Raw genomic sequence first — 22,561 nt, 5'->3', positions numbered from 1 at the left:
GCGACCGCGCCGTACATCTTAGCGAGCGCGCGCGCGGTCATTACGCCGTTGGCCGACGGAATCTCGCTGTCGAGGAGCGGAATATCGCCTTGCACAGACGATTTCATTCCAGGAACGTAAAATGCGCCGAATCCGCCGGAAAACGGCAGCGCCGCGATCTTTGGTGCGAGGAAATCGAACAGCGGATTCGTTGCGGTGGTTTGCGGCATCAGGATCTGCGCCACCTGGATCGGTGAGTCGGCCGGTGGCCGGCCGAGATGCAGCCCTTCGATGCTGAGCGGCTCAGCCAACTCAGAGCGGACCAGGTCACGCATTCCCATCCCCGTTACCGCTCGCGCCAGGCCGGACAACAGCCATCCGTAGGTCAGCACGTGGTAGGCCGACCTGCCCAGCAGTGGGCTCGCCGGCGCTGCCGCCAGGCGCTCCTCCATGAAGCGGTGATCCAACAGCTCGGCTTTGCTGACCCCGTTCAGCTGCGACAGCCCGGCCCGGTGCCGCATCAACTCGCGGACGGTAATCCCCGATTTGCCACCAACGCCGAACTCCTTCCAGTACTCAGCCACCGGCGCGTCGTAATCGAGCAGCCCGCGGTCGACGAGCCGGTGAATCACGGTCGACGTGGCGCCCTTGGTGGCGGAGAACACCATCGCAGCGGTGTCGGCTGTCCAGGGCACCTCGCCCCGCCGGTCGGACCAGCCCGTCCAGACGTCGACGACAGGGCGACCGTCCAGGTACACCGACAGCGCCCCACCACCGAATCGAGGCCCCGGGAACAGCCGGCCGAAAAACCGGACAGCCCAGGTGAAATGCGGGTCGGCCGCGCCCTGCACGCCCTGCGGCAGAGCGCTGTCGACCTGGTGAATGTTCTCGGCACCAACGTAGGGTCCGAGCGCACCGCGCCAAGACCCGTAAACATTGCGTTTTCTCGAAAAGAACGAAGTCATCATTTTCCGACGTGGTGCGAACCACTCTGATGCCACTGTGAGCCAGCACGATGCCACCCTGAGGCAGCACGATGCGGTTTTGAAATGGTGTTTTCGTGTCTCGTTCGGCATCATCGTGGTGCCTCTCGGCGCTAGTCCAACGTGACCCTCCTCCATGTCTGAGCGCAACCGTCAACCTTCAAAAGTCGCCGGCGCGCTGACTTGAGATGCGTGCAACAACCGGGTGAGCTGCACCTCATACTATCGCTCTGGTAGAACCACGTGTCCAATTGGAGAGAACATAGGCACCTTTTATCGGCAGCCAACCTCCGGGAGCGGTTTCCGTTGAGAACCCCATTGCTGGCGGAGGGAAGTCATGGCTGAGCCAGTGGAGGGAGGGGCCGCGTCCGCGTGCTTGGGCGGCAGCCTGGTCGCACAGCTGCCGCCAGCCACCGGGGCTCGCCATTGTCAGGTAGTGCAGGTGCCGGCTCAGCTCGAAGTTCTAGTCGCACACCCTGTACGGGTGATCAAGATCGAACGGGACGCGAGCCAGCACCGAGCGAAAAATACCGTCGGCGCCGAGGTCCGCACCGAGTCGCGAGCCGATATGCGCGGCGACAGCAGTACTTCTGTTTGTGCGTTTGTTTCCCGGATTGTCAATAGCGTTACTGAGGGGGCAGCAGGCCGCACATGTGTGAGTAGACGATCTTGGCGGCCCGCATCGGCATGAGCCGCGAAAGCTCGTCCATCATGATCGCGTCCGACCCGATGAAGACGTGATACGACTTCTTCTCGATTCCGCGAACGATCTTCTCGGCGGCCACCCGGGACGGGGTCATTTTCATCTCCGTGATCTCCTTGGGCAGCGCCGCACGCTCTTCCTGCGTCATCGCAACACCCGAGTTCACAGCGATGTTAGTGGCGATCGCCCCCGGAAACACCACGCTGACGCGCACATTGGTGTCCAGCAGTTCGGAGTTCAGGCCCTCCATCAGGAGCTTGACCGCGGCCTTCGAGGCGCCATAGATCGTTTGCCCGGGCACCGGAACGAACGAGCCCATGCTCGAGACCGCCGCGATGTGAGCCTCCGGGCGCCGCAGCAAGACCGGCAGAAACGTCTTCGTCATGTTCAGCACGCCGTAGAAGTTGACGTTCATCACGTGCTCGATGTCACTGAACGCCAGGTCGTTCACACGAACGAAGCCATGGATGATGCCTGCGACGTTGATGAGGCCGTCCACAGCGCCATGGGCCTTCACAACTGCGTCGGGCAGTACCTCAACGGCTGATCGGTCGGCGATGTCCACGACGTGAGTGGAGATCCGGTCAGAGTCCCCGCCGGCGAGGGTGACCGTTTCCCCCAGGCCAGTTTCGCTGATGTCGACGGCGGCGACGCGCGCCCCCCTGTTGACCAGCGCGAGCACGACGTCCTGGCCAATGCCGGCTCCTCCGCCGGTAACGACGAAGACCTTGTTGCTGATGATCACGCGGTTGCTCCAGATATTGGGTGGGCTCTCCCCTGTGCTGCGGGGCCTGCTCGCTCAGGAGCTCCACGGACCCTGCGCCGTGGACTCACCTCGGTCCACTGAACCGCGTACTCCATGGCCTGGCGATCCATGCGCGATGTCGATAGTGCCGCGGACCTGAATGATGTCGGCGAGGAAGCCCACCGAGCCGGACCCCCGTCCGCCATCACGAGTTCCTTGAGCGCGTCGTGGCGCTCATCGAGGATGTTCGCCACCCGACGCAGCACCGCGCCCGCTGCCGGGGTGCGAAGCCGCGGTGGTGCCCTGTTCGGCGCGCGAATTCCACACGTAAAGATCATGAATCGGTGCGGCCGGCCGCTTTCATCCGGTCCAAGTCCGCCATCACGACGGTCCTGCCCGCGGTGGCCGCGAGCGCACGCGTATGGCCGAGGTGGTGCATGTCGAAACACGATTCGATCGCATTGGAGAAGCCCATCGTGTCGAGGGTGTGATTGACGGCGCGCTTGGCCAGGCGCAACGCCCATGGGTCGGTCCGCGCGATCCGTTGCGCGAGCTGCAGAGTGAACTCGCGAAGCTCCTCCAGCGGCACCACATGGTTGACCATCCCGGCCCGCAATGCCTCCTGGGCGCTCACCGAATCCTGGGTGAAGAGCATCTCCTTGGCCTTGCGAGGACCGAGTTCCCAAGTGTGAGCGTGATATTCGACGCCCATAATACCCATCAGCGCGACCGGGTCGGAGAATTGAGCATTGTCGGCTGCGACGATGAGGTCACAGGGCCAGCACAACATCAGCCCCGCGGCGATGCACTTACCCTGCACGGCCGCGATCGTGGGTTTCGGGATGTCCCGCCAGCGCTTGGCGTATTCCAGGTAGCCGCGGGTCTCCCAATCGTAGTAATCCTCGGCCACCAGCTTTCCGTCCTCGCCGCGTTTGGGACGAAGGTTGCGGCCGTTGGCGGATGGGTCGCTGCCGGACATGTCGTGGCCCGCCGAGAAATGTTTACCGGTCGTCGTGAACACGATCACCCGCACATCCGGGTCTGCGTCCGCGCGCCGCCAAGCGTCGTCGAGGTCTTTGAGGATGCCCGGTGTCTGCGCGTTTGCGGCCTGCGGCCGGTCCAGGGTGATCACCGCCACCGACCCGTCCGTCTCGTACCGAACGAAATGCTCTGCTGCCATTGCTGTCTCCTTTTATGCGAAGGGTCTGATCACGCTCTCCTGAGCGAACGACGCAACGAGCGATCCGGCCTCGGTATAGACCGCGCCGGTACCGAATCCGCGGCCGCCGGCCAGCCGCTCACCACGAATCTCCACCCGCAGCCACTCCGACACGGCGAAGGGCTGATGGAACCAGATCGAGTGGCTGACCACTCCGGTCTGAAGCCGGACGTGGGCGTCCTGCTGGCTCGCGCCGGGTACGGCCTTGAGCAGAGTGCCGATCAGCGGCCAATCCGAGACGTAGGCCAGCACCGGCCGCGCCAGCGCAGGGTCGGTGAACTCGTCACAGCGCATCCAGAACGCGAGTTCGGCCGGGACGGCGCTCGCGTCGTCTAGGCCGATGTCGCTGATCAGTCTGGTCTCGCCGGGTACCACGGGAAAATCGATCAGCTTGGCCGCCAATGGATCTGCGTCGGCGACGGCGCTCAACTGATAGTTGTGCCCGTCGTCGGCGCGGTCAACAAGGACGGTGCCGATAGCAACGACGCGCCGCTCCCCGAGGTGTTGGGTGTCCTGGTAGACCACCGCTCGGCGCACTCCGAGCGTGCGCCCGTCGTGCGTGTTCTCGAGGTCCAAGTACAAGGGGTCGCGCGGCCGCCCCTCCCGCGGGAACGCCACATGCAACGATTTCACTGTCCGCTCACGTGTCACGGCCGCCACCAATTGAGCCAGGATCTGTCCGCCGAAAATCCGCTCCGCGCCCCCGTGAGCCACCGGAAGAACCGTGCGTCCGTCGCCGTCTCGGCCGAGGTCGAGCATCGCGCGGAATTGATCGGCGTTCATCGTGTGCCCCTTGCCGCGGCCGCTGTGGCGGCCAGCTCGAATTTCTTGACCTTGCCCGAGGGTGTCATCGGCAGGGAATCCAGGAAATGCCATGCGGTCGGGGACTTCTGGCGGGCCAAGGCCAGCGGTGCGCAGGTGTGCGGCCAGTTCGCCGACCGAGGACTGCCGGCCGCCGTGCAGCACGACGAAGGCGACCGGTACCTCACCGAACCTTGCGTCGGGACCCGGGACAACAGCGGCCTGGCGCACTGACGGGTGCGAGGCGAGAAGGTCCTCGATGTCTCGTGCGGAGAATTTCTCACCACCACGATTGATGACGTCTTTGATTCGGCCGGTGATCGTGAGGAATCCGTCGTCGTCGAGGATGCCGACATCGCCGGTCCGGAACCAGCCGTCGTCGTCGAGTACGGATCGGTTGGCCGCGGGGTCCAGGTAGCCGAGCATCCGCTCGGGTCCTCGCACCGCAAGCTCGCCCGCGAAACCCGGTGGTAAAGCGCGACAGTCGTCACCGAGGACTCGCACCTCGACCCCGGGTGCCACGGCGCCGTCCGTCGTCGCACGCAGATCGAACGGGTGCGCTTGGTTCATCACCGTCACGGTCGGCAGCTCAGTCATGCCGTATACGCGTGCCGCGGGGATACCCTGCTCCTCACTGCGCTCCATCACCGCGCGCGGCACCGAGGCTCCGCCGCAGGCAAACATTCTCAGCGGCAACCCGATCCGAGCATCTCTCGCGGCCACGGTCAGCTCCTGCAGGAATACCGTCGCGCCGGCCGAGTAGGTCACCCGGTGCGCCATGATCTCCTGGACCGCCCGCCTGGGTTCCCACCGCTCTGCGAGCACCGCGCAGGCCCCCACCAGCAGTGGGATCGTCATTGCATTGAGCAGTCCGGTGATGTGTTGCAGTGGGGCGGCCATATAGGCGACATCGTCCCAGCGCAGCCCCCACGCGTCGGCGAGCTGACGGGTTTCGGCCAACAACGTGCGCGACGAGTGCACGGCGGCCTTGGCGCGCGACGTGGTGCCGGAGGTGAACAAGACCAGGCACGGCTCGTCCGCTCCGATGTTGGCGGACGGCAAGCGTCGAGGGTGCCACACGACCTCGTCGAACGGCGTCCAGCCACAACGTGATCCGCGCAGCAGGATTCGCGGGATCTCGTCGAGGCCGTTATCGGCGAGCAGGTCGTCAAAGGCCTCGGCGTGCTCGAAACCGCGGAACGACTCGGCCGAAATGACGGCCGCGGGCCGCACCTCCTCGATCACCTGGCGCAACTCATGCTCCCGGTAGAACGGAGCGATCGGTGCGCTCACCGCGCCGACGTGCCAGACGGCCAGACCGAGCAGATGGGCCTCCCACCAGTTCGGCGTCTGCCAACATACGACATCGCCCGGCCGAATTCCGGCCCCGCTCAGCCAGGCCGCGGCCCGCTCGACGAGTCCCAGCAGCTCACGGTGCGTCATCTGCACGCCCCCCTCGGCCACCGCCGGGCGGGAGCCCCATAACCCGGCGGCCCGTTCGACCGACGAGCTCATGGTCATGTCGCTGACGTAGCCCAGCCTCCGGTACTCGTCCTGCCGGTCCTCAGGTACACCGGGGGCAACGATGCGCGCGGCCGTCAACGGCGTCGGAGTCATCCGCCCATACTCATTCCGCCGTCCACCGTCAGGACTGCCCCGGTGACATAGGACGCCAGGTCGTCGAGCAGGAAACTGACCGCGTGCGCGAGTTCTTCGGGCCGCCCCCAGCGGCCGACCGGAATCATCGACGTCACGACGTCGCGGGCGGTGAGGGCCAGCCCCGCCGATAGATCGGTGTCGAAGCTGCCCGGGATCACGCAGTTCACCGTTATTCCTTTTCGTGCGACGGCACGTGCGGTTGACCGCGTCAATCCGATGAGCCCCGATTTTGCTGCGGCATAAGGGATCTGCACTGGGCTGCCCATCGTGGCGGACACCGAACCGATGTTGACGATGCGCCCGAAGCGGCGCTCGATCATGGCGCTCATGGCCGCCTGCGAAAGGAAGAATGCGGCTGAGAGATTGACCGCCAGGTGCTGCTGCCAGTCGTCGGGTGTGATGTCACCGTAGCGCTGCTCGGTGACCGTGCCGGCGTTGTTGACGAGGTAGTCGAGTTGCCCATGCTGGTCCAAAACCTCGTCGACGAGGCGCCGGCAGGACTGCGGGTCGCCCACATCCACCCGGTGCAGCGTCACGCGGGCGCCTGCCTTCTCGCATCGGTCCCGAACCGACTCTGCTGCAACGGAATCAGTGGCGTATCCGGCGGCCACATCGATCCCGGAGTCAGCCAGCCTCTCGGTCACGGCGCGCCCGATCCCTCGGCTGCCTCCCGTCACCAGCGCGACCCGGTTGGGTGTGACCACTAGGACTCCCGTGGCGGTCTCGCGGCAAGTTGCACAGTCAACCGATCCAGCGCGGCACGGTGCTCGTCCGTCTCGAAGCATTCGCTCTCCGCGCGTGCGCACTCGGACAACACCGGGGCGGCCCGCTCGATGTGCGAGTTCAGCAAGCGCCGCGCCTCCCGCACGGAGTGCGGCGGTAAGGTCGCCAGCCGGCGGGCCAGGTCAAGGGCCGCCGCCACGGTGTCTTCGGTGGGAACGACGCGGTTGACCAGGCCGAGTCGGTAGGCTTCGGCGCTCGGAACCCGATCGCCGAGCAATAGGTGCTCCTTTGCTGAAGAGAGACTGGTCAGCAACGGCCACAACACAATTCCGCCCGCGCCGTCGAGCAGGCCGAGTGCGACCCGCGGATCGGACAGGAAAGCGTCTCGTGCCATGACGACCAGGTCGCACAGCAGCGCGATGGTGACACCTGCCCCAACGGCGGCACCGTTCACCGCTGCGACGCTCGCGAACGGCAGTCGTGTCATGACCCAGAACAACTCTTGGTGCTTGTCGAGGATCGCATCGCGAAATCCCCTGTCCGCGCCCATCTCTCGGATGGTTTGGATGTCGCCGCCCGCGCTGAACGCGGTGCCGTCGCCTGTGAGCACCATTGCCCGTACGTCGCCGCTCTCGCACAGCGATCGCAGGGCGTCCAGCAGTGCGCAGGCGACCTCGCCATCCATCGCGTTGGACTTCGCCGGCCGCGCAAGCATCACCACCGCCACCGGCCCGTCGCGCTTCACGCGGACGGCGGGGTCGGCGAGCGCTGCGAAACGCTCGTCGTTGCTCACAGCTCGACCAGCCGTGGGATGGTCCCTGCCGAAACCAGTTGCACCCGCACGGCAACGCTCCGTTTCTCAGGACTTGATGAACCCGGACGCGGCATACGCCTCGATGATCGGGTCCTTGAGTTCGTCGGGGAATGCGGTCTGCGGCGGCCGTGAATGGGGGTAGTCGCCCACCGGCAGGCCGAGCAGGCTGGCACCGAACTTGAATCCCGCGCCCCAGTGGGTGAACACGCCCGGCCGGGCCGGGTGCGCTTGGTAGCGGCGGCTGGCGGCTTTCATCTCCGCCAGCCCGGTCTCGGCGGCGAACTTCTCGGCCCGTTCGAAGTCGCCGGCCACCAGAAGGGCACGCCACTCGGAGAACAGCAGAAGGCCGGGCTTTTCGTATAGGTACAGGGCAGACCCGAGCGCTCCGGGATGGGGAATTCCCAGCTTGATTCCGGCCTCGTCGTCCGCCTCCCACAGCACCATTTCGGGCGCGAGCGTGTGAACTGCCAGGCTGTGCTGAGCGTCGAGCAGCCCGTTCTTCAGCCCGCACAGAGCCGGGATCTCGTGGTACAACTCGACACACTCGCTCGGGGTCAGCACCAGGCCAGTGGAGTGGGAGTTGAAGAATCCCAACGGTATATCGGTCCGATCCGCGACATAACGCAGATACTCCAGCACTCCGGGCTTGCCGGAGCACTCGAAGTAGGGCGTGAGGATGTAGCAGATGTCGACGCCGAGTTCTTGGGCGTGCAACGTCAGTTCGACACATTGCTTGGCGGTGTCAGTGCTGGACATCACCTGCACGAGAGCCGCGGGCTTGACGCTGTGCGCCTCCTGCACGGCGACCCGGACGACCTCCTTGAGCTCGTCGGTGGTGAGCGACCAGAATTCAGCGATCCCACCGGTGAGCCAGATGCCGTCCTGGTCCAGGTCGACCAGGCAGTGACGTACCAGCGCACGTAGTGCCTCGAAGTCGATGTCGTCGCCATCCCGGCCCGAAAACGGTGTGTAGAGCGAGCTGCAGTTGCCCCGCAGGTGCGCCGACGCCCACTCCTTGGCCTCCTTGCCCGTGACAACTGTGGGCACAACGGACTCCCTCCGAACAAACGCCCGCACGCTGTCGCGGGCCAGGTGATGACTATCACGTGCGCGTCATGGTAGAACGACATGTGCGTTTCATGCAATGTGCTGCTGCATCGGCGGTGCAGATCGTGGACGCAAGTAGTCATCTAGGTGCATGAGGAATCGAGGCTTGCAATGTCCCGCAGCATGGAGGGCAAGGTCGTTGTGGTCTCGGGAGCCTCGATGGGCGTCGGGAGGGCGACCGCTCAGCGCTTCGCGCAGGAGGGGGCCGCCGTCGTTCTGCTCGCGCGTCGGAAGCTGCTACTCGACGAGATCGCCGACACCCTCGGACCGAATGCGGTCCCGATCGCCACCGACGTCACGTGCGCTACCGAAGTCTGCGCCGCTTTCGAACAGGTGGCGGCACAATTCGGACGTGTCGACGTCCTGATTAACTCGGCTGGCGCCAGCCGGATCCGTCTCATTGAGGAGGCCAGCGACGAGGACATCGCCGTCACCGTGAACACCAACCTCGTCGCACCGATCTACACGACGCGGGCGGCGATCCCGCTGCTGCGGGCGGCGGGCGGCGGCGACATCATGAACATCTCCTCCGAGATCACTCTCGACTACCTGCCGATGATGACTCTCTACGCGGCCACCAAGCGTGGGCTCAACGGCTTCACCGAAGCGATGAACCATGAACTCCGGCGCGACTCGATCCGGGTGACCCTGGTCATCCTGGGCGCCGTCGGCGACACCGGTATCCATGAGAACTTCGGACCGGGCGATCTGGAACGGGCCTGGCCGGTGTGGGAAGCCGACGGGTATCTGACCCGGATGAGTGGGACCCAACTCCTGACATCGGCGCGCGTCGCCGAGGTTCTGTACGACGTGCTGACCCGGCCCCGCGATCTGATGATGGATGTGATCCACGTTCGCCCGGCGAGTAGCTGAGCGCGAAATCGCTTCGGCACCAATCGAACTGAATCAGAACAGGAGACCGCTGTGATCCGACCGATGGAAGGCGTGCGCGTGCTGGAGGTGGCTCAGTTCACCTTTGTACCGGCCGCCGGCGCGGTCCTGGCGGACTGGGGCGCGGACGTGATCAAAGTCGAGCACGCAGAGACAGGTGACGCCCAACGCGGCCTCAGCGCAGTGATGGACATGCCGGTCGGCACCGGCTCCTTCGCGCCGCTGATGGAGCACCCCAACCGCGGGAAGCGCAGCATCGGCCTGGCGCTCGAGCGGCCAGAGGCATTGGACGTCCTGTACGAGCTGATCCGAGCCAGCGATGTATTCCTGACAAACTTCCTGCCCAGGGCGCGCCGGAGGCTCGGCATCGAGCTCGATGACGTACGCAAGATCAACGCCGACATCATCTACGTGCGGGGTTCGGGCTTCGGCAGCAGCGGCCCCGACAGCGAGAAAGGCGGCTATGACAGCACCGCCTTCTGGGCCCGCGGCGGCAGCGCCCTCGGGACGACGCCGGCGGACTTCGAGGGCCTGTGCAAGATGCCCGCCGGCGCGTACGGTGACTCGCTCGGCGGGATGACCATCGCCGGGGGTATCGCCGCAGCGCTTTTGGCGCGCGAACGGACCGGCCAGACCTCGGTGGTCGACGTCTCTCTCCTCGGCGTGGGCGCCTGGGCGAACGCCCTGGCGGTCGGCTTCGCGCTCCTGACCGGTGGGCCGCCAGAGCGCACGCCGAGGAGTGGCTCGGCTCGCACCAACCCCCTGGTGGGTGAATACCAGACCGCCGACAATCGGTGGATCGTGCTGGCGATGCTGCAACCGGGACGCTATTGGCCCGAGTTCTGTCGGCGCATTGGTCGCGAGGATCTGGTCACCGACCGGCGGTTCGCGACCGTCGATGCGCTCATGGGCAATGCGGCGGAGGCGGCCGAGATTCTTCAGAACGAGATTGCCGCCCGGACGCTGTCGGAGTGGATGACGCAGTTCGCCGACATGGAGGGGCAATGGGGCGTCGCGCAGGATCCCTGGGAGGTGGGGCAAGATCCCGCACTGCGGGCCAACGGAATGATCGCCGAAGTTTTCGACATCGACGGCGCGCGACGCGAACTGGTCGCTAACCCCGTGCAATTCGATGAGACGCCAGCAAGCCTCACTCGGGCACCGCAGTTCGCCGAACACACCGACGAAATCCTGCGCGGACTCGGAAAATCGGACGACGAGCTGATCAGCCTCAAGATCGCCGGTGCCGTGACTTGAACTCGGTCGCGCGAATCAGCGCCAGGCGGTCAGTCCTCGCGGCGCAATATTGCGGCCGAACAGAACGCCCACAGATCGTCGACAGTGGTCTGGCTGCCGCCCGTCAGCACCCGGGAGTGCGTCGAGGCAAGCAACAACTCCTGAAGCAGCGCCGCTTGCGTGTGCAGCCCGAGGTCCTCCCGTAGCCGGCCCGACTTGGCCACAGCCGTGAGCAGTTCGACGATGAAGGCGTGCAGGGGCTCCAACGCGCTAGCGAGGTCGTTTGGCCGTGTCTCCGCGAGCCGCAGATGAAGAACACTCAACCCCCGCGCCAACCGCGCCGGCATCTCGGTGATCTCGGACAATGCGTCCAAAAGAGCCCGAAGCCGCAGTACCGGATCGTCAATGCCCTCGCACCGCTCCTGCAACATCGGCATCGCAGTCTTGCGCAGAATCGTCTCGTACACGGCCAGCATCAGGCTGTCTTTGCTGTCGAAGAAGGTATAGAACGTACGCTGCGACTGACTGGAGCGGTCCACCACGTCCTGGATGGAGAAGTCACTCTCGTCACGTTCGGACAGCAGTTCAACGGCAGCATCCACGAATCGGTCACTGCGCTTGCGCGCGCGTTCGATCGCATTGCGGAGCGACCGGTCGACACTGTCTCGCTGCCAACTCGGCACGTACTGCTCTTCTGGCTCCTCGCCGACCGGTTTGGGCTCAGCCGTCTTCTGTCGCGCCATGGCTCCATGCTCTCTCATTGTCGACTTCCGCCAGGAAGGCACCGATGACCTCTGCAAACCTATCGGGGCACTTGTGGTGCACGGCGTGCGCCGCGCCGTCGAGTTCTAGGTAGCGCGCCAAAGCGTTGACCTCGGCGAACCGCCGCCCTTGGGCGCGCCGTGTCGACTCGTCAAGGGCACCGGCGACCAGCAGGATGGGGCATCCGACAGCCGCAAGGGTTTCCGCCGTGAGTTCGGATCGGGCGACGCTGTCCACGTGCAACGCAGTTACAAGCTCGCGCCAGTGCTCCGGCCCATGGTGGGTCTCGTGCAGGCGGCGCAACGCGAACGGCCAGGTGCGGTACAAGTGCTCCAGGCGCGGAGCCCGGTAGTCGCTGGGGCGGCCCGTGCCCGGACTTACCAGCACAAGAGATCGCGCGGTGCCGGGTGCCGACAGTTCAACCATGAGCGCGATCTCGGAACCGTAAGAAAACCCCACGATGTGCGGGTGGTCGAGGCCCAGGTGCTCGATGAGATATCGCAGATCCGCGCAGATGGCCTGCCCCATGTCGACCGACGTACGGAATTCTGATCGGCCGTGACCGCGCAAATCGGGCAGGACGCATCGATAGTCGGAGGCCAGCTTGGCCGCGAGCAGACCCCACTCGAACTCCCCGGTGGCCGTCGCGCCGTGCACGAACATGATGGGCTGACCATCGCCCACCACGGAGTACCCCAACGTCAGGCCATCACGCTCGTAGGTGCGTAGGCGGCTTTCACCGACCAGATCAGTCATCACTTCCTTCGCGCTCATGTCGTTCTCTTTCCGACGGCCAACGCGAGGCCTTCACCACGCTGCCTCACCTACCCCGTTCCGACAACGCCTACTTGAAGCTATCTAGCTGATTACCATGTGCTACCAAGACAATAATGATGCGTGCCTCCGGCGAGATTAGCACGCTAATTTGACGCGGACACCGCTCGCAGCTCTCGTTCGGCTCTTCTTATGAGCACAGCTAACGTTCCGTGTGGGGTTAGTACAGGCTCGTTTCAGGCGAAAGAGCGCCGACACCGCCGGTCATCCCTGCGCAGGCATCAGCCGGCGGCCAGTCCTGGCAGCAGGATGGCGACCAGTCCGTCCACGTGAGCCCGAATCCACTTGGGGTTACTGGGATCCCGCCCGGTGAGAAGCCGGACTTCGGGGGCGTTGACGTAGGGCAGCGATGCCGCACCGAGGAGCACGTAGTACAGGATCTCGTTGTCGATAGGTCGATAGGTGCCGCAAAGCCGGCGTCACGAAGGAACACAAGCGCAGTGGTCACGCCACCGCCCCGAACCGGGGGTCAGTTGCAGGGCGGGTCCACGTCACTTTCAAGGAGATCGGGCCGTTGGGCAGCCAGGGTTGTTCGGCCACCGCGTCGGTCACCTTCCAGGTGCCGCGCTCGGTCACGCCGAGTGCCGCGTCGATGACCTTGTAGTGCTGGACCTTGCTGCCGATGGCCTGCGACTCGACCCACACCACCACCAGCTCGCCCGGTGCGAATTGAGCCTCGTCCTGCACCGCCGCGATCAGGTCCTCGCTATGCAGGTGACCATCGCCGAAGTTGAAGCCGATGAGCGAGTTGCAGACAAGCTCCGCCTCACGGACTGTCCGGGTGTCGATATCCGGGAGATTCTTCACCAGCACCGAGAACAAGCCACGGCCCTGGCTGTGCATGGACCGCCATCCGACCGTTTGCTGGTTGAAGATCTCCGCCCACTTCGGCTCGTAACCGAATGCGACCAGCTGGTCGATCTGGTTGAGGGACGAACGCGTAACGCTGTTCAGCTTCTCCTCAGCGCCGGGGGCGAACGCCCATACCGCCGACGCCCAGTTGCCCGCGTACTGCCGCATGGCGGGCAGGAAGGACACTAGGTCGGGACGAAGGTTGCCCAGCACGGGGAAGAACAGTAGGCCGGCCAGGATCGCCACGGTCAGCAACGGCGAGGACATGTCCGCGATGCCGTAGCCGTCCCAGTTCGGGAAGCCGAGGAACAGGAAGATCGCGCCGTAGGCGAATAGCACGTTCCATTCCAACGGCACCGCGAGTGGGAACGTCGAAATGATGAACAGGTGAAACGCAACCATAATCCCGACCGCGATGAATGTGAGCCACGGCCAGGGTGAGAGCAACAAGGCAAGCGGGGCAAGGATTTCCACGACGGTGCCCGGACCGTGTGCCATGAAGCTGGCAAGGTGCGACGGACGCAGGTCGTTGGGGAAGTTGCGGTAATGGGCCCGCTTGAGCCACTTGAGCGGAAGGGTCGGGCTGTTGCTCACCATCGGCGGTATCACGTTGGTGAAGTGCAGGCCGAATTTGGAGACGCCGGCAGCGACCCACACCACGACAATGAGCAGCTTGAGCGCGATGATCATGTCGACGAACGGCAGCACGGTGAAGAAGAACAACGCCGGCAGATACTGCTCGCCGCGCGCGGCTAAGAAGATGGTCTTGTCCCGCAGCCCGATCATGACCAGCAGCACCATCGGGGCGATCAGCAGCGCGGGGTTCACCAGACCGGACGTGTTTTCCGGCAGCGCCTGCGACAGCGAATCGCTGCGCACACCGGGCAACACCAGCGCCACGATCACGCTGACGATCAGGGCCAAATAGAGCGCGACGTCGAACCAGGTCCGACGGTTGCCCGCAGTGAACGGGACTCGCCGCCACGGCCGCAACCTGATCGTGCCGGGCCGGGCCCAATACAGAATGCCTCCTAGCATCGGCTTGGTCTTGCCGGCCAGCGGCCCCCATGACCCGGCGACGCCGATGGTTTCGAGCAGCACCGTCCACAGGATTGCCTTCTGGTAGACGATCGGCTGGTTCCACCACTCCGAAACATGCCAGAACGCAGGCAGTCCGGAGGTCAGCGTGGCGACCACGATGCCGCCCAGCGCATAGAAGAACACGAGCTTGACGATGTAGATCGCGTGCACCATCCGCGGCACGCCGTACCCGTTTTCGACCCAGTTCAGGGTCAGCGTCTTCACGCGTTCCAGGAACGGTGCCTTTAGAAAGGCTTCGGGCTCAACCCGCGGGAAGTTCGGCTCGGTGAATCCCATGATCGACTCCTTATCGATAGTCCAGACTAGGTCTGCGGTTGTCTTGCCGTGGTTGATCAGAGGTTTGCAGCGATCGACTTCCGCAGCGTGGGTTTGTCGATCTTGCCGACCGGGTTCTTAGGGAGGTCGTCGAGAATCGTGATCTCGGCGGGGTGCTTGAACTTGGACAGCGACACCCGAATGTGCTCACGGATTGCGTCCGTCGAGATGGTGGTGCCGGAGTTCAGGGACACAAAGAGCACCGGCTCTTCGCCGTAGACCGAATGGGTGCGACCGATGACGGCGGCCTCGGCGATCTCCGGCAGCTGATAGACGACGGTCTCGATCTCCTTCGGGTAGATGTTCTCGCCGCCGCGAATGATCATGTCTTTCGCTCGATCGACTAGTACCAGGTAGCCGTCCTCGTCGAAGCGTCCGACGTCCCCGGTGTGCAGCCAGTCGTCGACAAGTGTCTTCGCGGTTTCCTCCGGACGATTTAGGTAGCCGCGCATGACGTTGGGTCCCTGAATTAGGACCTCGCCAGCCTCACCCTGAGGAAGGTCCGCATTGTCGGCGTCGACGATCCGAATCTTCTGCCCCGGCAACGGGGGCCCGACGGTGCCAGCCTTGCGCGGGCCCGCCAGCGGGTTGGCGGTGCTGGCGCATGATCCCTCGGACAACCCATAGCCCTCGATGAGTGGGATGCCGTAGCGGGTCTCGAACTTGGTAAGCAGCTCGACGCTTGCCGGTGCGGCACCACAGATGGCGAACCTGACCGCCGAGGTGTCCGGCCGCACGTCGGCAGGCAAGTCGGCGAGCATCGTGTACATGGCCGGAACCGCTGAGAAGTATGTCGCGCGGCTCTGCTCAAGCCGGTCGAAAAAGGTCTTCGGGCTGAACCGGCCGGCGACAGTAGCGCGGCCACCCGCCAGCAGCGGCGACAACGTGCCAACCACGATCCCGTTGGCGTGGAACAGCGGCAGGATGAGCAGGCTATGGTCCTCGTTTGTCATCTTGAACGCGTCGATCGCCATGCGGCACATGGCATTCAGGTTGACGTGGTCGAGCATGACGCCCTTTGGGCGGCCGGTGGTGCCGCTCGTGTAGATCAGCAGGGCGAGCGCATCGTCGCGGCGGTCCGCGGGTTCGACGACGGCGGCGGCTGCGCCGGAAGCTAGTTCTTCGGTCGACACAGCCACTACCGGGACGTCGATCTCGAGCGGTTTGTCGGCGATGAGGATCTTCGCGTCGGCGTCGGTGATCTGGTAGGCCGCCTCCGCTGGCATCGACGTCGGGCTGATCGGCGTGACCGTGGCGCCGAGGCGCCAGGCCGCGAATAGCGCCACGATGTAGCTGGCCTGGTTGGGCAACATGATCGCGACCACATCCCCGGCAGATACGCCGTGCGCAGCCATCACCTCGCTTGCGCGGCGTACGGCGTGAAGAAACTGCGTGTTGGTCAGATCGGTGCTGTCGTCCGCTACGGCTGACGCATCGGGCGCTTGAGCGGCTCGGAGATCTGGCAGTGTCGAAAGGTTCATTTGAGGGCCCTGCCTGGGTGTTTTCTGAGGTTGATGCCGTTACGGTATGACGCAGGAGTACGGGTAGGAGGGTGGATTCCGATATCTCGGCGTTACGCGGCGTGGTGAGCGTCGCCTCGGTCACGTGCCCATGGGGCGAAGCGCGAGACCAATGTGGCGGTGACGCGCTGATACCGCGGGCCGATGATTCGGGCGAGCGCATCCAGGGCCTTTGCCTCCCAGCCGACCACTACCCGGGCATGGCCGTTGGCGACTCCGTTGACGATGGTCTCGGCGGCCATTTCCGGCGTATGAATTGCCAGTCGCTTGTCGAAGAACTCCGCTAGGGCCTGCGCGTTCTCGCCCTCGGCGACGGTCGCGTTGCGGGCTACTGCGGTCTTGATACCGCCAGGATGCACGCATGTCACCTTGACCGGGTGGTTGGCGATCAGCATCTCCTGGCGCAGCGCCTCGGTGAAGCCGCGCACGGCGAATTTGGCCGCGTTGTAAGCGCTTTGACCGGGTATTGCGATCAGGCCGAACAAGCTCGAGATGTTGACGACGTGCCCGTCGCCGGACGAGATCATATGGGGGAGAAAGGCTTTGGTGCCATTGACGACGCCCCAGAAGTCGACGTCCATGATCCGCTCGATGTCCTTGAAGTTGGTCTTCTCGACGTCGCCGTTGTGGTCGATGCCGGCATTATTGTAGATCTGGTTGACTTTGCCGAAGTGGGCGACGACGGCGTCGGCGTAAGCCAGAACGGTCTCGCGTTCGGCGACGTTGAGCCGATCAGACTTCACGTCCGCACCGACTGCTTCGGCCCGGCGCACGGTTTCAGCTAGTCCTTCGGTGTCGATGTCGGAGAGCGCGAGTCTTGCGCCTCGCTTCGCGAGGTTGAGCGCAAGTGCTCTGCCGATCCCGGAGCCGGCTCCGGTGATGACGACGACTTTGCCTTCGAATTGGTTCATTTTGTTGCGACCTTTCTTGGGAGGGTGTGGATTTCGGAAGTTTGGGTGGCGATGGTCTTGTTCGGGTGAGCAGCCCCCACCTGGCAGGCAATACCGATGCCCGACAGGCCGGCGCCGATGAGCAGGACGTCGAAATGTTGTGCGTTCATCGTTCCCTCGTGCATCGTGCCCGGTGTCTTCGCAGGACCTTGTAGAAACAGACTGGTCGAGGGCCCCCTGGCAAGTATTGGGATTTTCCGACATACTTTTGTGATTTCCCGACACTTGGAGTTGACGGAATTGGGCAGCTTGCTGCGAGCCACCACGCTGTTTGGTTACGGCGATCTGGTGCGGGAGCTCGGTGGCGACCCAGAGCTGTTCTTGTCGCGCTTCCGGATTCCGGCGGGCATCGAAGATCAGGAGGACGCGTTCATCTCCTTCGACGCGTACGCGCGCATGCTGGAGGCCAGTGCCGAGGGCTTGGGTTGTCCGGACTTCGGACTTCGTCTGTCGAACTGGCAGGGTTTGCATACTCTCGGTCCGATCGCGGTGATTGCGCGGAACGCACAGACCTTGCTCGGCGGGGTTGAGGCGATCGCGCGTTACCTTTATGTCCATTCGCCCGCCTTGAAGCTGACACCGGCGCCGCGCACCCCGCAAACCGGTCTCGCGTTCACCTATGAGGTGACTGAACCGGGACTTCCCGATGTGGTCCAGACCTACGAGATCAGCATGGCTATCGCCGTCAAAATCATCCGCCTGCTGGGCGGCCCGGAGGCGCGGCCGAACGTGATCTCGTTCATGCACGACCAACAGGGCTCCGACGCGGCGTACCGCGAAACGCTGGGTTGCCGTGTGCGTTTCCGCCAGACCCGGTGTGGGTTTGAGCTATCCCACCGTTTGGCCGACCGACGCATCGAGAGCGCGGATCCGGAGACCCGACGGATTGCGGCGAAATACCTTGAGTCCAACTATCTTCCGCGCACCGCGTCGCTGTCCGACCGCGTGGAAGAGCTGACCCGCCGGCTACTGCCCACCGGCCAATGCAGCGTTGATGCCATCGCGGACCAACTTGCCATGCATCCACGGTCGCTGCAACGAGGGCTGGCCACCGAGGGCGTGCGATGTCAGGATCTGATCGAGCGGGAACGGCGGGCCCTGGCGGCGAGGTACCTCGCCGAACCCGGGCTGCACCTCAGCCAGATCGCCGGCTTGCTCGGCTACACGGAGCAGAGCACCCTCAATCACTCGTGCCAACGTTGGTTCGGGAAGACACCTCGGCAGTACCAACGGGACCTTCAATTGCGAGCCCCTCATCGGACCGGAACCCCCAATCGCCGTCGATAGTCACGAGGAGACATCCCGGCCCAACGCCGGAAGAGCCCACTGGCCGAGCTGTGAATACGCTGATGTTGTCAGCCTCCGCGACACCGATGTCAGCTTGTCGCACCTGACACGTGAGCTCGGAAACGCTGAATAAAGCGTGCTCCGCTTCTGCCGAGGACTACCTCCTGGTGCCCAAGATCATCGGCCGTGCGGTCAAGGTGCCGGCGCTGATCACCGTAGTGGCCGTTTTGATCGGCGGCGCGCTACTCGGGATTGTCGGAGCTCTCGTTGCCATCCCGATCGCAGCCGCCCTGCAGCTCCTGACTCAGGAAGTCCTTTTCCCTCGACTCGATAAGGCCTGACGGACGGTAGCGGGTCATCGAGCACTCGCAACGACTCGCCGGCGCGCCGATGTTTGTCGTTGGTTGAGCCGGTTTTTGCGGTTGCGGATCGCGGTGGCCAGTCCGCGTCGACGCGCAACAGGAGACCCGACGCATACTCGACCCGGTCGTTTCACGAGGCCGCGAAATTTCTTCTCGGAGGCGGTTTCGGGGGCGTCATCGGAGGATGCGGCCAGAAACCGGTCCGGCAGGGCCAGTTTGATGATCGTGCGCAGCGCCAATAGGTATTGGCGGGCCAGCGGGCCGGTGGTGTAGGGCAGGTCATACTTCGCGCAGACCGCCTGCACCCGCTCGGCGATCTGGGCGCAGCGGTTACTGGGCAGATCAGGGTAGAGGTGGTGTTCGATCTGATAACAGAGGTTTCCGCTCATGAAGGCCATCACCGGCCCGGCGCGAAAGTTGGCGCTACCCAACATTTGTCGCAGATACCACTGCGCCTTGGTTTCACCCTCGAGGGCTTCGGGGGTGAATTTCTCAGCTCCGTCGGCGAAGTGGCCGCAGCAGATAACCGCGTACGCCCACAGGTTTCGCAGCACGTTGGCGAGCGCGTTCCCGAATAGGACGCGCCGCCAGTGTCGCCCGGCGAGCGCGGGGAAGAGCAGGTAATCTTTACCCGCCTGGCGAGCGATTTTGCGGCGCAGAGCTCGGGTGTGAGCGGACTTTTCGGCGTCAGTCTTCGCGCGGTCCTGTTCGGAGTACAGACCGTGCAGCGCGATACCCCATTCGAAAGTAAGCGCCAGCAATAGATGTCGCAGCGGCTGCAGCAGATTGCTGGGCTTCCACTGTTGGTCACGGGTGACCCGCAGAACGCCGTAACCGAGGTCGTCGTCGATGCCGACGACGTTGGTGAACATGTGATGACGGTAGTTGTGGGAGTACCTCCATTGCGATGACAGCCCTGCCATGTCCCACTCCCAGGTGGTGGAGTGGATTTCGGGGTCGTTCATCCAATCCCATTGGCCGTGGCCGATATTGTGGCCCAGTTCCATGTTCTCGATGCTCTTGGCCGCGGCCAGGGCGAGTGTTCCGAACGCCCATCCGGTCCTGGTTCGGCTGGCGCCAATCACGATACGGGCGGCGAGGTCGAGGCAGCGTTGAACAGCGATGGTGCGCTGGATATACGCCCTGTCGTTCGCGCCGAGCGAATCCTCGATGTCGAGACGGATAGCGTCCAATTCGACGGCGAGTGCGTCGACGTCCGCGGCGCTCAGATGGGCGTATTCGGCTACCTCTGTGATGGCCATCAGTGCCTCACCGGATGATCGGCGGAAGATATGTGCCCGTAGTACCCCGCGCCGGGGATCTCCGCGGTCACCGGGTAGGGGAAACGTTTGGCGAGGGCGTGCCAGTGCTGCGGGGGAATGGTTTTGTTGTTGGCACCGGGGTGCCGGGTGACGGTCCACTTTGGACGCGTTTGCATCGTGAACTTTCTACGGAAGATCACTGAGATGCCCGGTTGCGAGCGGTCGCTCTCACACTGTCGCTCCAGAGGGACGGCGTTTCCGGGCCGGCTGGGCTGTCAACCAAGACCAAGTCTACCGGCGGTTGGCGTCGGGCTCGGGTATGGGAGGTTGTCCCCCGGTAAATCACCTCGGGCTGCTGATGCAGATTTCCACCCGCGGTGCGTTGAACCGCGTCATTCGAACCGCCCCGGTAAGTCCGAAGACCTACCGGGGCGGGAACCCAGCGCTCGGCTGGGTTCGGCATTCGGCCTCACCGACTCTTTACGATCTAGCCAGACTCGCCTCGCGCTGCGCGGCAACAGTGTTAAGGCCTTGGCGCTCCGAGTTTGCCGTGGGCAACGCATCGCTGGGGTCACCGATGTGCAGGAGCCGCCGAACAAACGGACTGCCGACAATGGCCTAGGACGTTCCCGCGGTGCGGCAGTCTTCGTCGAGCCCGACAAGGACGGAAATGCCTGTGGCACAGAGAAAATCAACCCCACTTAGGTCGAGAGGCACGAGCAACTCCATCTGCACGCCACTCGCCGGTAAGACATCGCGGGGTTGCCCGTTCGCGCTTGTCGGGATCATCACCGCATCGTTTGGTGAAGCCTTTTGCGTCAAGGCTTTCTTAAGCTGCGGGTTAGACCCAGGACCCCGGCCGCCACAAAGGGCACCGGGGAGACCGTGGCGATCAGGGCGCTTTTGGAACCGACTGGCGGCTTGCTGCGAAGCCCGGTAAGGGGAAAATAGCGGGGCATTCCGCCCGCTCTGGCGGCCACACGGCACGGCGTCTCCCCTGTTGCCACTGGACGATCAGACCCTGATGCCCCGACTGTAAGCCGCTGGAAGGGTCGAGCTGAAATTTGCCGTAAAGCGTTGTGCATTCTAGCGTTTGAGCCACCGCCTGGATGGCTGTGTCGGTTGTTTCCTGCGCGTCTCGCAGACATCGTGCGTACAGAACACCGGCCGCAAAAGCCTGTGCCGCAGCGTAAGGAGGATCAGTCCCCGTCTCTTTCCGATAGGCCTCAACAAACCAATCCGAATCTGGGCCTTCATCGGGCTCGATGGCTGCCGTCGGGAGCCATTGGGCAGGCCCGAGGAGGCCTTCTCGTTGATTGCCCAGTGTGGTTAGGACTTCGTCCACACCAGCTCCGACAAATGCGGCAAAGCGCCAGGGGCGGGTGAGTAAGAGTGAGGCAACAGCCAGTTCGTCCGCGAAATTCCCTACCACAAGGAGGACATCGCCGTCGGGGACCGCCGGAACCATCGCCGGTGCCTGAGCAGGCGCAAACGCGGTTGAGGTGAGATCAAGGTGAAGGTTGGCTGCCGTTGTCGCAGCACCTTCTGCCACGTCCTTACCAAAGCCCGTCGTGCTGTAAAGAAGTGAAATCGTCGCGATTGACGGGTCGACGGTGTGCGCGGCTTGCAGGGCCCCACTGAAATAGGTGGAAGCCGGCGCAATGACATTGATTACCTGCGGAAAGGCGGGCCGACGCAGACGAGAACTCGCTCCACCATGGTTCCACAGCACGCGTTCACAGGCGCGTGCGGCGTCGAGCATCGGACCACTGCCATATGGCCCGAAGAGGACATCCGGCTCCGTTGCCAAGGCAGCCTGCATTGCCGCGCGAATATCTTTCCCGGTGCCGCGTACATCGAGCGCGACGCTGGTCCATGGCGGTGGAAGGGCCGCGCTCTTTGCCCAGATAGCAAGCGCTGTCGCGCCTGCCCGTCCGTAGAGGCTTAACGGGCCACTGAGCGGCGTTACGAGGACTGCACGAAGGTGCGCCATCTGGCCTCACGGGTGGTCCTGCGGATCGGCACCACACCGCCGTCCTCGTCAGTGCAGCTCATAGGAATCGCGCGCAATGCGCAAGAAGTGACCGGTGCCGGCGTCTGTGCTTGTCATGCCCAGTCTTAAGGCGCCGGGTAGCCGGGCCGGACGCGTCACTGCTTATCGGGCGGCGCGTTGAGTCCAAATTGGTCGGACCCATCCCCGGAAGGGTGTTGACCGAGCCCGCCACGCAGAGAATCGAAGATTGCCAGGCCCTGTCCCACCAGGCCAGTGGCCATCTCGCCGAGCCCGTCGGCGCCGTTGAGGACGGTCAGGTTTGCCCCTGACAGACCCTGAGCAGCCTGCTTGACGATTTCGGGCAGCTGATCGATCAGCATCCGGTCCAAGGCCACCCGGTTGTGCGAGGCCGCCGCTTCGGCTTGGATCTTCATTTTCTCAGCGTCGGCAACCGCCAGAATCC

20 protein-coding genes and 3 pseudogenes are annotated in these 22,561 nt (G+C 64.2%); 4 read left to right on the top strand and 19 right to left on the bottom strand.

Annotation, left to right across the window (positions count from 1 at the left end):
• From ACLQI9_RS10595 to ACLQI9_RS10565, 7 genes are all read right to left on the bottom strand, one after another.
• Nucleotides 1-944 (bottom strand): serine hydrolase domain-containing protein (locus ACLQI9_RS10595; protein ID WP_442391650.1); only part of this gene is annotated, 944 nt, incomplete at its 3' end.
• Nucleotides 945-1,588: 644 nt separating this feature from the next.
• Nucleotides 1,589-2,410 carry an SDR family NAD(P)-dependent oxidoreductase gene (locus tag ACLQI9_RS10590; RefSeq protein WP_442381698.1) on the bottom strand — a complete coding sequence of 274 codons (822 nt, stop codon included), beginning with the start codon at nt 2,408-2,410 and terminating at the stop codon, nt 1,589-1,591.
• Nucleotides 2,411-2,744: 334 nt separating this feature from the next.
• Nucleotides 2,745-3,590, bottom strand: coding sequence for an enoyl-CoA hydratase (locus ACLQI9_RS10585; RefSeq protein ID WP_442381696.1), 846 nt, complete (start codon nt 3,588-3,590; stop codon nt 2,745-2,747).
• 12 nt (nt 3,591-3,602) lie between these two features.
• Entirely contained in the window at nt 3,603-6,047 is a 2,445-nt protein-coding gene (locus tag ACLQI9_RS10580; RefSeq protein ID WP_442391649.1) for an AMP-binding protein, read from the bottom strand.
• Nucleotides 6,044-6,793, bottom strand: coding sequence for an SDR family NAD(P)-dependent oxidoreductase (locus ACLQI9_RS10575; RefSeq protein WP_442383303.1), 750 nt, complete (start codon nt 6,791-6,793; stop codon nt 6,044-6,046). Before ACLQI9_RS10575 ends, ACLQI9_RS10580 begins: the two co-directional genes overlap by 4 nt.
• Nucleotides 6,793-7,605, bottom strand: coding sequence for an enoyl-CoA hydratase/isomerase family protein (locus tag ACLQI9_RS10570; RefSeq protein ID WP_442383305.1), 813 nt, complete (start codon nt 7,603-7,605; stop codon nt 6,793-6,795). The genes ACLQI9_RS10575 and ACLQI9_RS10570 overlap by 1 nt, the downstream gene beginning before the upstream one ends.
• 66 nt (nt 7,606-7,671) lie before the next feature.
• Nucleotides 7,672-8,673, bottom strand: coding sequence for a dihydrodipicolinate synthase family protein (locus tag ACLQI9_RS10565; RefSeq protein WP_442383307.1), 1,002 nt, complete (start codon nt 8,671-8,673; stop codon nt 7,672-7,674).
• Between the two features lie 171 nt (nt 8,674-8,844).
• Between ACLQI9_RS10565 and ACLQI9_RS10560 the strand changes: the two genes are divergently transcribed.
• Together ACLQI9_RS10560 and ACLQI9_RS10555 are read left to right on the top strand one after the other, a co-directional pair.
• Nucleotides 8,845-9,606 (top strand): SDR family oxidoreductase, encoded by a 762-nt coding sequence (locus tag ACLQI9_RS10560; protein WP_442383309.1) that lies wholly within the window; start codon nt 8,845-8,847, stop codon nt 9,604-9,606.
• Between the two features lie 63 nt (nt 9,607-9,669).
• Complete coding sequence (locus ACLQI9_RS10555; protein WP_442383333.1) at nt 9,670-10,881, top strand: CaiB/BaiF CoA transferase family protein; 1,212 nt, start codon at nt 9,670-9,672, stop codon at nt 10,879-10,881.
• A 29-nt stretch (nt 10,882-10,910) separates the two neighbouring features.
• Here ACLQI9_RS10555 and ACLQI9_RS10550 read toward each other — a convergent pair whose 3' ends face one another.
• From ACLQI9_RS10550 to ACLQI9_RS10515, 8 genes and pseudogenes are all read right to left on the bottom strand, one after another.
• Nucleotides 10,911-11,603 carry a helix-turn-helix domain-containing protein gene (locus tag ACLQI9_RS10550; RefSeq protein ID WP_442383311.1) on the bottom strand — a complete coding sequence of 231 codons (693 nt, stop codon included), beginning with the start codon at nt 11,601-11,603 and terminating at the stop codon, nt 10,911-10,913.
• Nucleotides 11,581-12,396: an alpha/beta fold hydrolase gene (locus tag ACLQI9_RS10545; protein ID WP_442383313.1), complete on the bottom strand. Its 816-nt coding sequence runs from the start codon at nt 12,394-12,396 to the stop codon at nt 11,581-11,583. The genes ACLQI9_RS10550 and ACLQI9_RS10545 overlap by 23 nt, the downstream gene beginning before the upstream one ends.
• A gap of 281 nt (nt 12,397-12,677) precedes the next feature.
• Complete coding sequence (locus ACLQI9_RS10540) at nt 12,678-12,824, bottom strand: hypothetical protein (protein WP_442383315.1); 147 nt, start codon at nt 12,822-12,824, stop codon at nt 12,678-12,680.
• Between the two features lie 76 nt (nt 12,825-12,900).
• Nucleotides 12,901-14,685, bottom strand: a complete 1,785-nt coding sequence (locus tag ACLQI9_RS10535) for a DUF3556 domain-containing protein (protein WP_442383317.1) — start codon at nt 14,683-14,685, stop codon at nt 12,901-12,903.
• A 56-nt stretch (nt 14,686-14,741) separates the two neighbouring features.
• Nucleotides 14,742-15,050 (bottom strand): AMP-binding enzyme, encoded by a 309-nt coding sequence (locus ACLQI9_RS10530; RefSeq protein ID WP_442391651.1) that lies wholly within the window; start codon nt 15,048-15,050, stop codon nt 14,742-14,744.
• 171 nt (nt 15,051-15,221) lie between these two features.
• Nucleotides 15,222-16,205: pseudogene (locus ACLQI9_RS10525) on the bottom strand (class I adenylate-forming enzyme family protein); the annotation flags it as partial.
• Nucleotides 16,206-16,297: 92 nt separating this feature from the next.
• A complete protein-coding gene (locus tag ACLQI9_RS10520) occupies nt 16,298-17,155 on the bottom strand; it encodes an SDR family NAD(P)-dependent oxidoreductase (RefSeq protein ID WP_442383321.1) in 858 nt (285 codons plus the stop codon).
• 47 nt (nt 17,156-17,202) lie between these two features.
• Nucleotides 17,203-17,304: pseudogene (locus tag ACLQI9_RS10515) on the bottom strand (hypothetical protein); the annotation flags it as partial.
• Nucleotides 17,305-17,434: 130 nt separating this feature from the next.
• On the opposite strand from ACLQI9_RS10515, the gene ACLQI9_RS10510 reads away from it, so the two are divergent.
• Complete coding sequence (locus ACLQI9_RS10510; protein WP_442383335.1) at nt 17,435-18,481, top strand: AraC family transcriptional regulator; 1,047 nt, start codon at nt 17,435-17,437, stop codon at nt 18,479-18,481.
• A 110-nt stretch (nt 18,482-18,591) separates the two neighbouring features.
• Nucleotides 18,592-18,822, top strand: coding sequence for an AI-2E family transporter (locus tag ACLQI9_RS10505; protein WP_442383323.1), 231 nt, complete (start codon nt 18,592-18,594; stop codon nt 18,820-18,822).
• Nucleotides 18,823-18,836: 14 nt separating this feature from the next.
• Here ACLQI9_RS10505 and ACLQI9_RS10500 read toward each other — a convergent pair whose 3' ends face one another.
• The 4 genes and pseudogenes from ACLQI9_RS10500 to ACLQI9_RS10485 all read right to left on the bottom strand — a co-directional run.
• Nucleotides 18,837-20,105, bottom strand: a complete 1,269-nt coding sequence (locus tag ACLQI9_RS10500) for a fatty acid desaturase family protein (RefSeq protein WP_442383325.1) — start codon at nt 20,103-20,105, stop codon at nt 18,837-18,839.
• The gene (locus tag ACLQI9_RS10495) at nt 20,105-20,281 is read right to left on the bottom strand and encodes a hypothetical protein (protein ID WP_442383327.1); all 177 of its coding nucleotides are present in this window, start codon (nt 20,279-20,281) and stop codon (nt 20,105-20,107) included. Before ACLQI9_RS10495 ends, ACLQI9_RS10500 begins: the two co-directional genes overlap by 1 nt.
• Nucleotides 20,282-20,997: 716 nt before the next feature.
• On the bottom strand, nt 20,998-22,098 hold the full coding sequence (locus tag ACLQI9_RS10490) for an ABC transporter substrate-binding protein (RefSeq protein WP_442383329.1): 1,101 nt from the start codon (nt 22,096-22,098) through the stop codon (nt 20,998-21,000).
• A gap of 155 nt (nt 22,099-22,253) precedes the next feature.
• Nucleotides 22,254-22,561 (bottom strand): annotated as a pseudogene (locus ACLQI9_RS10485) (flotillin); the annotation flags it as partial.

It is taken from the genome of Mycobacterium sp., assembly GCF_052143115.1.
In the GTDB taxonomy this organism is placed as follows: domain Bacteria; phylum Actinomycetota; class Actinomycetes; order Mycobacteriales; family Mycobacteriaceae; genus Mycobacterium.
Note: the sequence above shows the minus strand (reverse complement) of the source record. Positions and strands in the feature narration are given on the sequence as shown.

Bases quoted from the DNA above. Each gene is read 5' to 3' on its own strand.
- ACLQI9_RS10545 (WP_442383313.1), bottom strand. From the start codon at position 12,396: ATGAGCGCGAAGGAAGTGATGACTGATCTGGTCGGTGAAAGCCGCCTA.
- ACLQI9_RS10535 (WP_442383317.1), bottom strand. From the start codon at position 14,685: ATGGGATTCACCGAGCCGAACTTCCCGCGGGTTGAGCCCGAAGCCTTT.
- ACLQI9_RS10490 (WP_442383329.1), bottom strand. From the start codon at position 22,098: ATGGCGCACCTTCGTGCAGTCCTCGTAACGCCGCTCAGTGGCCCGTTA.
- ACLQI9_RS10495 (WP_442383327.1), bottom strand. From the start codon at position 20,281: ATGCAAACGCGTCCAAAGTGGACCGTCACCCGGCACCCCGGTGCCAAC.
- ACLQI9_RS10520 (WP_442383321.1), bottom strand. From the start codon at position 17,155: ATGAACCAATTCGAAGGCAAAGTCGTCGTCATCACCGGAGCCGGCTCC.
- ACLQI9_RS10555 (WP_442383333.1), top strand. From the start codon at position 9,670: ATGGAAGGCGTGCGCGTGCTGGAGGTGGCTCAGTTCACCTTTGTACCG.
- ACLQI9_RS10500 (WP_442383325.1), bottom strand. From the start codon at position 20,105: ATGGCCATCACAGAGGTAGCCGAATACGCCCATCTGAGCGCCGCGGAC.
- ACLQI9_RS10585 (WP_442381696.1), bottom strand. From the start codon at position 3,590: ATGGCAGCAGAGCATTTCGTTCGGTACGAGACGGACGGGTCGGTGGCG.
- ACLQI9_RS10580 (WP_442391649.1), bottom strand. From the start codon at position 6,047: ATGACTCCGACGCCGTTGACGGCCGCGCGCATCGTTGCCCCCGGTGTA.
- ACLQI9_RS10550 (WP_442383311.1), bottom strand. From the start codon at position 11,603: ATGGCGCGACAGAAGACGGCTGAGCCCAAACCGGTCGGCGAGGAGCCA.
- ACLQI9_RS10560 (WP_442383309.1), top strand. From the start codon at position 8,845: ATGTCCCGCAGCATGGAGGGCAAGGTCGTTGTGGTCTCGGGAGCCTCG.
- ACLQI9_RS10530 (WP_442391651.1), bottom strand. From the start codon at position 15,050: ATGATCATTCGCGGCGGCGAGAACATCTACCCGAAGGAGATCGAGACC.